7 protein-coding genes are annotated in these 7,016 nt (G+C 62.7%); 2 read left to right on the top strand and 5 right to left on the bottom strand.

The features are described 5' to 3' along the window. Nucleotides 1-924: 924 nt before the first annotated feature. Complete coding sequence (locus AC6LKG_RS07185) at nt 925-1,401, bottom strand: Lrp/AsnC family transcriptional regulator (RefSeq protein ID WP_498163695.1); 477 nt, start codon at nt 1,399-1,401, stop codon at nt 925-927. Between the two features lie 156 nt (nt 1,402-1,557). Here AC6LKG_RS07185 and hppD point away from each other — a divergent pair, with 156 nt between their 5' ends. Beyond that, the gene (hppD, locus tag AC6LKG_RS07180) at nt 1,558-2,670 is read left to right on the top strand and encodes a 4-hydroxyphenylpyruvate dioxygenase (protein WP_498163694.1); all 1,113 of its coding nucleotides are present in this window, start codon (nt 1,558-1,560) and stop codon (nt 2,668-2,670) included. Between the two features lie 84 nt (nt 2,671-2,754). Here the strand turns inward: hppD and msrA are convergent, their stop codons facing one another. The 3 genes from msrA to ilvD are packed head-to-tail and all read right to left on the bottom strand — an operon-like array spanning nt 2,755 to nt 5,352. Next, complete coding sequence (gene msrA, locus AC6LKG_RS07175; RefSeq protein ID WP_498163693.1) at nt 2,755-3,309, bottom strand: peptide-methionine (S)-S-oxide reductase MsrA; 555 nt, start codon at nt 3,307-3,309, stop codon at nt 2,755-2,757. A gap of 38 nt (nt 3,310-3,347) precedes the next feature. Further along, a complete protein-coding gene (locus AC6LKG_RS07170) occupies nt 3,348-3,683 on the bottom strand; it encodes a c-type cytochrome (RefSeq protein WP_498163692.1) in 336 nt (111 codons plus the stop codon). Next, the gene (ilvD, locus tag AC6LKG_RS07165) at nt 3,667-5,352 is read right to left on the bottom strand and encodes a dihydroxy-acid dehydratase (RefSeq protein WP_498163691.1); all 1,686 of its coding nucleotides are present in this window, start codon (nt 5,350-5,352) and stop codon (nt 3,667-3,669) included. Before ilvD ends, AC6LKG_RS07170 begins: the two co-directional genes overlap by 17 nt. Before the next feature lie 90 nt (nt 5,353-5,442). Between ilvD and lgt the strand changes: the two genes are divergently transcribed. Beyond that, nucleotides 5,443-6,231, top strand: coding sequence for a prolipoprotein diacylglyceryl transferase (lgt, locus tag AC6LKG_RS07160; protein WP_498163690.1), 789 nt, complete (start codon nt 5,443-5,445; stop codon nt 6,229-6,231). Here the strand turns inward: lgt and AC6LKG_RS07155 are convergent. Further along, the gene (locus tag AC6LKG_RS07155; RefSeq protein WP_498163689.1) at nt 6,206-6,976 is read right to left on the bottom strand and encodes an SIMPL domain-containing protein; all 771 of its coding nucleotides are present in this window, start codon (nt 6,974-6,976) and stop codon (nt 6,206-6,208) included. The genes lgt and AC6LKG_RS07155 overlap by 26 nt on opposite strands. Between the last annotated feature and the right edge of the window lie 40 nt (nt 6,977-7,016).

Genomic DNA, 7,016 nt, shown 5'->3' with positions numbered 1-7,016 from the left:
TTAGCAGCTATCGAAATATCAGGGTTAACCCTAAGTTTTCGGTAACTGCCAAGCCTGAAACTATAACACAACTTTTGCAGATTATGCAACTGGCTTTTGCCTGATTTGCACCCTATCTTGCAACCCCACCACCTCGTGAATCGCTTCACTTCGCAGCAGCCCCGGATCGCCCCAGAGGTTGGTTACCGCCCAGTCGGCTTGCAACGCCATTCAGACCACCCCACCGGGTAAACCCTGATTCGCCGCCACCAGCCAAGCCCAAGACTATAGCACAATTTTTGCAGATCGTGCAACTGGCTTCTGCCTGATTTGCACCAACTTACGCAAAATTCGCCGACCGCCGGTTCGAGAGAATCATCGCTGACTCACCGCCTTGCTGCCCTGCGGCAGATCTGTCGCCGTGGCGCCAAATCCGTTGCACTTGCCTTGCCTCGCTGCCCAACAAACTGCTTGAACTGCGAAGGAGCGAGACTATAGCACAGAAATTCGGCGTGTCACGTCGGCATGACAACCATTTTGCAGAAAGATGATGTTTTCCGGGGACGCACCTCGCATTTGTCACGGAATAGTCACCGGTTCCGCGCCATCTGCTCTATATGGGGGCCGGGAACCGCTCCACCTATGACGCCCCTTCGGCCGAGCGGCGCCTGATAGCGCCCCACTCTGGGTAGGCGTCCCTGCCCGGCTCTACACATAGAGAGAAGTCTCCGTTGCCACCGACCCACCACCCATGTGTTCGGCGCCACTTCCTCGCCCTCTGCCTGACGGCACTCTATGTATATAGGGCGCCAGGGGCGGGAGGCCCGCTGCCAACCGCGACGCTCTCCTATCTCTATATATAGTAGGTGCAGGCTCCTATATGTGGAGGGTCTGATAGGGACGGGAATAGAACGATCGAAATGTACGGGGACGCATCCCGCTCCGCTACAACCTCAGTTCCGTCGTTTCCTTGATCTGCTGGAGCGCAAAGAACGAGCGCATGTCCACCACGGCGGGATGTCGCATCAAGGTGTCCATGGCGAACTTGGAGAAATGCGCCAGGTCGGCAACCTGGATGCGCAGCAGGTAGTCCATGTCGCCGGACATGGCGTAGCACTCGACAACCTCGGGCCAGAGCTGGACATCTCGGGCGAAATCGCTCATGGGCGCGTGGCTGGAACCGCTGTGCTTGTTCAGGCGGATGTTGACGTAGGCAAGCAGGCCCAGCCCGACCTTCCCGGCATCAATCAGCGCCACGTATTTCTTGATGAAACCCTTCTCTTCCAGCCGCCGCACTCGCCGCAAGCATGGACTGGGCGACAGCGAAACGCGGTCGGCCAGTTCCTGGTTACTCAAGCGGCCATCGCGTTGCAATTCGGCCAGGATCCTTATATCTGTCCTATCCAGCTCTATGTCAGACATTTTTAGCCCTATATTTTTTATCTTGGGCAATATTATTGCTCAACATCACCCCTTTCGAGACATGTTTGCAATTGTCTGCCTGCCTTTCCTTCCTACAATCTTCATCCTAGACTTGAACGACAAGTCGCCTCTACAACGACTCAAGGGAGCAGACTTATGAGCAGCGCTTTCCAACCCTGGGACAACCCGATGGGCACCGCCGGGTTCGAATTCATCGAATATGCCGCGCCGGACCCCGTCGCGCTGCGCAAGGTGTTCGAACTGCTGGGCTTCAAGGCGATCGCCAAGCATCGCCACAAGGACGTGACGCTGTACCGCCAGGGCGGCGTGAATTTCCTGATCAACGCCGAACCCGATTCCTTCGCGCAGCGCTTCGCCCGCCTGCACGGCCCGTCGATCTGTGCGATCGGCTTTCGCGTGCAGGACGCGGCCGCTGCGTACAAGCGCGCGCTGGAGCTAGGTGCGTGGGGTTTCGACTCCCACAGCGGCCCGATGGAACTGAACATCCCGGCCATCAAGGGCATCGGCGATTCGCTGATCTACCTGGTGGATCGCTGGAACGGCAAGGAAGGCCACGGCGGCATCGGCGACATCAGCATCTATGACGTCGACTTCGTGCCGGTGGACCCCCAGAACGCGCAGGCCGACCTGCACCACCGCGGCGCCGGGCTGACGCTGGTGGACCACCTGACGCACAACGTGCACAAGGGCCGCATGGCCGAGTGGTCGGAATTCTACGAGCGCCTGTTCAACTTCCGCGAAGTGCGCTACTTCGACATCGAAGGCAAGGTGACGGGCGTGAAGTCCAAGGCGATGACCTCGCCTTGCGGCAACATCCGCATTCCCATCAACGAGGAAGGCACCGAAGAGAAGGGCCAGATCCAGGAATACCTGGACCTGTACCGTGGTGAAGGCATCCAGCACATCGCCATGGCCACCGAGGATATCTACGGCACGGTCGAGGCGTTGCGCGCCAACGGCGTAGTGTTTCTGGACACGCCGGAAACCTACTACGAACTGTTGGATCGCCGCCTGCCCAACCATGGCGAGGACGTGCAACGCCTGCAGAAGAACCGCATCCTGCTGGACGGCGCCCCCGGCGGCGGCCTGTTGCTGCAGATCTTCACCGAGAACCAGATCGGCCCGATCTTTTTCGAGATCATCCAGCGCAAAGGCAACGATGGTTTCGGCGAAGGCAATTTCAAGGCGCTGTTCGAATCCATCGAACTGGACCAGATGCGCCGCGGCGTGGTGAAGGCCGTCGACTGACCGCATCCCCCGCCAGCGCCGGTACGCATGTACCCGGCGCTGGCTTTGAAACCTCGCCTGGCGCGAGGTTTTTTTTCGCCCGCCTTATTGCTTCAGGCGATCCTGGAATTGCTTGCGGAACTTGGCGACCTTGGGCGCGATCACGAACTGGCAATAGCCCTGTTCGGGATGCAGCGCGAAATAATCGCGGTGATAGTCCTCGGCCTGCCAGAAGCGGGCGGGCGCCAGCAGCTTGGTGACGATGGGCGCGTCGTAGACTTTCTGCGCCTCGACCTCGGCGATGACGGCCTCGGCCTGTTCGCGCTGGGTGTCGTTCTGCCAGAAAATGGCTGACTCGTATTGCGGGCCGACGTCATTGCCCTGCCGGCCCGGGGTGGTCGGGTCGTGGGTGGCGAAGAACACGCGCAGCAGGTCGCTGTAAGACAACTCGGCCGGGTCGAACTCGACGCGCGCCACTTCGATGTGGCCCGTATCCTTGCCGCATACCTGCTCGTAGCTGGGGTTGTCGACGTGTCCGCCGCTGTAGCCGGGCAGCACGCTTTTGACGCCGCGCAGATCGGTGAAGACCGCCTCGACGCACCAGAAACAGCCGCCGCCGAGAACGGCGACCTCATTGCCCGGGGAGGGTTGCTCTACCATTACCATTCCTTTCCTGAAACTTTCCAGAGACGATAAGACTACTTCTTCGCCGGCGCCAGCGACAGTATCCACTCGGCCAGCAGGCGGGCATCTTCCGGACTGACATGGGTTTGCGCCGGCATCGGCACCGCGCCCCAGGTGCCACGGCCTCCGCTGCGGATCTTTCCCGCCAGGTAATCCACTATGGCATCGCCCTGTCCGGCGTAGCGCTCGGCCACGCTGGCCAAAGGCGGACCGACGCGCTTTACGTCGACCTGGTGACAGGCCATGCAGGCCTTGCTCTTGGCCAGATCCAGGCCGGTGGTTTGCCCTTGCGCCGCGCCAGCGGCCAACAGGCTGGCGGCGACCGCCAACAGACTACGTATCAAATGCATCGGTTACTGCCCCACGGCTCGCGGTGCTGGCGAGCTTGCCGAACTTGGCAAGCACACCGCGTGTATAACGCGGCTCGGGCTGGACCCAGGCCTGGCGACGAGCCGCCATTTCATCGTCGCTGATGTTGAGCTGCAACAGCAGCTTGTGGGCATCGATGGTAACCGAATCGCCCTCGCGGATCAGCGCGATCGGGCCGCCCACGAAGGCCTCTGGGGCCACATGGCCCACCACCATGCCCCAGGTACCGCCGGAAAAGCGGCCATCAGTGATGAGGCCCACGGTTTCGCCCAGCCCCTGCCCCACCAGGGCCGAAGTCGGCGCCAGCATTTCGCGCATGCCGGGCCCGCCCTTGGGGCCTTCGTAGCGGATCACCACGACATCGCCATCGCGGATCTGGCGCGCCATAATGGCGGCCATGGCGTCATCCTCGGAGTCGAACACCCGCGCCGGCCCCGTGATCACCGGGTTCTTCAGGCCGGTGATCTTGGCCACGCATCCCTCGGGTGAGAGATTGCCCTTGAGGATCGCCAGATGACCCTGCGGATAGAGGGCGCGATCCAGCGGCATGATCACGTCCTGGTCCGCACGCGGGGCGTCGGGCACGTCGGCCAGCGATTGCGCCACGGTCTGTCCGGTAATGGTGACGCAATCACCGTGCAGCAGGCCGGCGTTGAGCAGCAGCTTCATGACCTGCGGGATGCCGCCGGCGCGGTGCAGGTCGGTGGCCACGTACTTGCCGGACGGCTTGAGGTCGCACAATACCGGCACGCGCTGGCGGATGCGTTCGAAGTCGTCGATGGTCCACGGCACCTCGGCGGCGTGGGCGATGGCCAGGAAATGCAGCACGGCGTTGGTCGATCCGCCAGTCGCCATGATGACGGCAACGGCGTTTTCGATGGACTCCCGCGTGATGATGTCGCGCGGGCGCAGGCCAAGCCTGACCGCCTCCACCAATACCCGGGCCGATTCGGCCGCGGAGGCGACTTTCTCGTCGTCCTCGTTGGCCATGGTGCTGGAATACGGCAGGCTCACGCCCATGGCCTCGAAGGCCGAGCTCATGGTGTTGGCGGTGTACATGCCGCCACACGATCCCGAGCCGGGAATGGCGCATTTTTCGATCTGCTTGAAATCGGCCTCCGCCATGCGGCCCATGGTGTATTCGCCGACGGCCTCGAATACCGAAACAATGGTCAGGTCCTTGCCCTGGTAGCGCCCCGGCTTGATGGTGCCGCCGTAGACGTAGATGCCCGGCACGTTCATACGCGCCAGCGCGATCATGCCGCCCGGCATGTTCTTGTCGCAGCCGCCGATGACCACCACGCCGTCCATCCATTGTCCCTGCGCAGCGGTCTCGATACAGTCGGCGATGACTTCGCGCGACACCAGGGAGTACTTCATGCCCTCGGTGCCCATGGACATGCCGTCGGAAATGGTGGGGGTGCCGAACACTTGCGGATTGGCCTTGGCGCCACGGATAGCCTCGATGGCGGCGTCGGCCAGGCGCTGCAGGCCGCTGTTGCACGGCGTGATGGTCGAATGGCCATTGGCCACCCCGATCATGGGATTGTCGAAGTCGGCTTCCTGGTACCCCAGCGCGTAATACATGGCGCGATTGGGAGCCCGGGCGACGCCGTGCGTGATATGGCGGGAACGTTCGTTGTGCGACATGGTCTGTTGTCTCCTGTCGGCCATCAGGGCGCGGATCTACCGCAGGGCTCGCCGGTTATTATCATTCAACTTCATTGTGTCGGGCGGAACATGCTGCAATATCCAAAATTCGACCCCATTGCCCTGCAGATCGGGCCTTTGTCCATCCACTGGTACGGGCTGATGTACCTGGTGGGCTTCGCCCTGGTGTACCTGCTGGGCCGCCGCCGCATCACGCGAGGCCACACCACGTCCCTGAACGTGCGCGACCTGGAAGACCTGATCTTCTACAGCGTGCTGGGCGTGGTGCTGGGCGGGCGGCTGGGTTACGTGCTGTTCTACAAGCCAGGCTATTACCTGGCGCATCCGCTGGAAGTGCTGTACCTGTGGGAAGGCGGCATGTCGTTCCACGGCGGGCTGATCGGCGTGATCGTGGTGATGCTGCTGTTCGCCCGCAAGAAGGGCCTGCCCTTCTTCGCGATCAGCGATTTCATCGCGCCGCTGATCCCCCTGGGCCTGGGCTTTGGCCGCCTGGGCAACTTCATCAACGGCGAACTGTGGGGCCGCCCGACCGACGTGCCGTGGGCGATGGTGTTCCCGAGCAGCGGCGACGGCATCCCGCGCCACCCGTCCCAGCTCTATGAGCTGGGACTGGAAGGCATCGTGCTGTTCGCGCTGATGTGGTGGTTCTCGAGCAAGCCGCGCCCCCTGGGCCAGGTGAGCGCGGTATTCCTGATGGGCTACGGAACCTTCCGTTTCCTGGTGGAATTCACCCGCGAGCCGGACAATTTCCTGGGACTGCTCGCGGGCGGGCTGAGCATGGGGCAGTGGCTGTCCCTGCCGATGGTCGCCCTGGGCGCCATCATGTTCGTGCTTACTGCAAAACGATCGTCCCGTTGACCGAGATGCTGACCGTGACGTCTCCCGCTTCCAGGGGGACGTCCGCGCTGTAGCCGGCGCCGCCGGAGGCGCCCTTGGCCATCGCGCCCATCATGCGCGGCATGGGCGTGACGCCCCCTGCGCCGCCCAATTCGAGTTTGCTCAGGCGGTAGCCCGAGAAGCCGAAGGCATTGGCCGCGGCCAGCGCGCGATCCTTGAAGGCCTGCGCGGCTTCCTTGAGCAGCTTGCGCTCTTCGGCCTCGCGCACTTCGCGCGACAGCGAGAAGCTGATGTTGGAAATGGCGGTCTTGTCGGACAATTTCGACGCCAGCGCGGCGGCTGCCGCAAAGTCTTTCGATTCCAGAATGATCTCGCCCTGGCCACGCCAGGAGGTGCCGCCCTTGCTCTTGCTGCTGCTGGTCGAATTGGGCCAGACGTTGAAGCCGCCGGTGCGTACCTCGACACCCTTGGTATCGCGCGCGCGCTTGACCGCGTCGTCCAGCATCTCGGTCAGCTTCTTGCCGGCGGTGGGCTGGTCCGCCGCTTCGGTTTCGGCCGACAGCGAGATGCGGACCGTGTCCTGCTTGACCTCGGACGAGGCGGTGGCTTGCAGGGTCAATTCCGGCGACCGGTTGGCGGTGGCCTCCGCCGCGGCGGGAGCCGGCGTCGGCGCCTGCGCGAAGGCCGGCTGCGCCAAGGAAAGGGCGGCCACGGCTGCGCATGCCGCGCCAAGTCTGGTCAGCGAAAAAATGGGGGATTTCGACATGGACGGGTCCTATGAGGGAGGACGATGGGGAGATGCCCGA

It is taken from the genome of Achromobacter sp. 46006 (genome assembly GCF_059761975.1).
This window is presented reverse-complemented; position numbering and strand designations above follow the sequence as displayed.

What these genes read in the sequence shown, in the direction of transcription:
- AC6LKG_RS07170 (WP_498163692.1), bottom strand. Translation starts at nt 3,683, where the DNA reads ATGCATTTGATACGTAGTCTGTTGGCGGTCGCCGCCAGCCTGTTGGCC.
- msrA (WP_498163693.1), bottom strand. Translation starts at nt 3,309, where the DNA reads ATGGTAGAGCAACCCTCCCCGGGCAATGAGGTCGCCGTTCTCGGCGGC.
- hppD (WP_498163694.1), top strand. Translation starts at nt 1,558, where the DNA reads ATGAGCAGCGCTTTCCAACCCTGGGACAACCCGATGGGCACCGCCGGG.
- AC6LKG_RS07155 (WP_498163689.1), bottom strand. Translation starts at nt 6,976, where the DNA reads ATGTCGAAATCCCCCATTTTTTCGCTGACCAGACTTGGCGCGGCATGC.
- ilvD (WP_498163691.1), bottom strand. Translation starts at nt 5,352, where the DNA reads ATGTCGCACAACGAACGTTCCCGCCATATCACGCACGGCGTCGCCCGG.
- AC6LKG_RS07185 (WP_498163695.1), bottom strand. Translation starts at nt 1,401, where the DNA reads ATGTCTGACATAGAGCTGGATAGGACAGATATAAGGATCCTGGCCGAA.
- lgt (WP_498163690.1), top strand. Translation starts at nt 5,443, where the DNA reads ATGCTGCAATATCCAAAATTCGACCCCATTGCCCTGCAGATCGGGCCT.